The 1,824-nt window shown below is 72.4% G+C and carries 3 protein-coding genes; 2 read left to right on the forward strand and 1 reads right to left on the reverse strand.

Annotated features, from left to right (window positions below):
- Nucleotides 1-38: 38 nt before the first annotated feature.
- On the forward strand, nt 39-785 hold the full coding sequence (locus tag DQW06_RS27675; protein ID WP_013152802.1) for a LuxR C-terminal-related transcriptional regulator: 747 nt from the start codon (nt 39-41) through the stop codon (nt 783-785).
- 133 nt (nt 786-918) lie between these two features.
- Here the strand turns inward: DQW06_RS27675 and DQW06_RS27680 are convergent, their stop codons facing one another.
- Nucleotides 919-1,302, reverse strand: a complete 384-nt coding sequence (locus tag DQW06_RS27680) for a helix-turn-helix domain-containing protein (protein WP_013152803.1) — start codon at nt 1,300-1,302, stop codon at nt 919-921.
- An 83-nt stretch (nt 1,303-1,385) separates the two neighbouring features.
- Between DQW06_RS27680 and DQW06_RS27685 the strand changes: the two genes are divergently transcribed.
- Nucleotides 1,386-1,796 (forward strand): RidA family protein, encoded by a 411-nt coding sequence (locus DQW06_RS27685; RefSeq protein ID WP_013152804.1) that lies wholly within the window; start codon nt 1,386-1,388, stop codon nt 1,794-1,796.
- The last annotated feature ends 28 nt before the right edge of the window (nt 1,797-1,824 follow it).

A 1,824-nucleotide genomic window follows, 5' to 3' on the forward strand; every position in this document is an offset into this window, starting at 1 on the left:
CCGCCCTCCCATCCGACCGGCAAGCACGAGGAGCCGTTATGACCTCCACCCATGAGCACGTCGACCAGCTTCCCGTTCCCTGCGCCCCGGAGAACGGCCCGCCCCTGATCCCCCTGTGCGACCGCGAGCACGAGACCATGGTGGTCGGGCCCGACTCGCCCAGTACCGAGGCCACCCTGCGCGCGCTGCGCTCCATGGACTGCACCGCGGGCGTCCTGGCCCACTTCGACTGTCCCGCCGAGGCCATCGCGCACCTGGGCCGGCGCGGATGGGACTTCGTCTTCCACGTCCGCCGGTCCGGCGCCGAGGACACGGCGGCCCTGCGCGAGGCGGCCCGGGGGGCACGGGGCAAACACCTGTCCGTGCTGTCGGCGTCCGACCGTTCACCGGGGTGCCCGCTCAACGAGACCGGCACGGACGCCCTGGTCTCGGTGGACGAGCTGTCCCCGGCCGACCTGCACTTCGCCTTCTGGCAGCTCGAACGGGGCCGCGTCTACCTTTCCCCCGGTCTGGTCGACCGGGCCGCCGCCCACGGGCGGCGCCTGCACGGCGTGCCGGGCCCGGCCACCCGCCTGACCGAACGCGAACGCCAGACGCTGGCCCTCATGGCGCGCGGGCTGGAGAACAAGGAGATCGCCGCCCAGCTGCGGATCTCCCTGCACGGGGCCAAACGCAACGTCGCGCAGGTCCTGACCAAGCTCGACTGCACCAACCGGACCATGGCCGTGGTCAAGGCGATGAGCGGGACGGCGTGCGGACTCGACCACCTGGCGCGGGGGAACTGAGGCGTCCCCGGGTCCCGTACCGGCGCCGCCCCGGGCCCGGCCCGTCGAGGCGCGGCGGCACGGGCGGTACCGTCCCGCGCGCGTCCGCACCCGCCCCGGCGGCGTGCCCTTCCGGCACCGGCCGCCCCGGGTGTCAGCCGCCGTCCTGTTCGAGGTCGAAGCGCTCGCGTGCCCGCTCGATCTCGGGCGTGTGCGCCGAGATCCAGTCGAGCAGCACGTCCACCGGGTGCCGGAGCGTCTTGCCCAGCGGGGTGATCCGGTACTCGACGGCGACCGGCCGCGAGCCGACCACCGCGCGGTGCACGATGCCGTTGCGTTCGAGGCGGCGCAGGGTCGCGGTGAGCGACTTCTGGGTCACCGAGGGGATCGCGCGGCGCAGTTCGTTGAAGCGCGAGGGGCGCTCGCAGAGCACGTTGAGCACCTCCATCGACCACTTGTCCAGGATCTGGTTGAGGAGCTCGCGGTGCGGCGCGGTGATGCCGATGTCGTCGTGGGCTGCCTGCCCGGTATCCGTCATGACACCTGGTTTCGTTGAAGTTTCCTTTTGATACCAGGTATCAACGTTAGACCAAGTCGGTACCAGTAGCGAGGACACAGGCGATGGCCGTTCAGCGTTTCACCCCCGAGGGCATGATGCAGCCCACCCCGTACCACCACGTCGCGGTCGGCACCGGTACGCGCCACGTGCACGTCAGCGGACAGGTCGCCCGCCGCGCCGACGCGACCCCGGTGGCCCCGGGCGACCTCGCCGGGCAGGTGGCCCAGGTGCTGCGCAACACCGCGGCGGGCCTGGCCGGGGCGGGAGCGACGTTCGACGACGTCCTGCGGCTGACCTTCTACGTCACGGCGTGGGAGCCCGGCAAGATCGACGCCTTCATGGCGGGGGTCGCCGAGGTGGCCGAGGAGATCGGTCTGCCGACGCCGCTGCCGCCCTCGTCGCTCATCGGCGTGGACTACCTCTTCGAACCCGACGTGCTCGTCGAGGTCGAGGCGACGGCCCTCCTCGACTGACGACCGCCACCGGGCGCGGGGGGGGGGG

The sequence above is a fragment of the Nocardiopsis sp. TNDT3 genome (genome assembly GCF_003427465.1).
In the GTDB taxonomy this organism is placed as follows: Bacteria; Actinomycetota; Actinomycetes; order Streptosporangiales; family Streptosporangiaceae; genus Nocardiopsis; species Nocardiopsis dassonvillei.

Excerpts from the sequence above, each read along its gene's own strand:
- DQW06_RS27685 (WP_013152804.1), top strand. The coding sequence starts at position 1,386 with ATGGCCGTTCAGCGTTTCACCCCCGAGGGCATGATGCAGCCCACCCCG.
- DQW06_RS27675 (WP_013152802.1), top strand. The coding sequence starts at position 39 with ATGACCTCCACCCATGAGCACGTCGACCAGCTTCCCGTTCCCTGCGCC.
- DQW06_RS27680 (WP_013152803.1), bottom strand. The coding sequence starts at position 1,302 with ATGACGGATACCGGGCAGGCAGCCCACGACGACATCGGCATCACCGCG.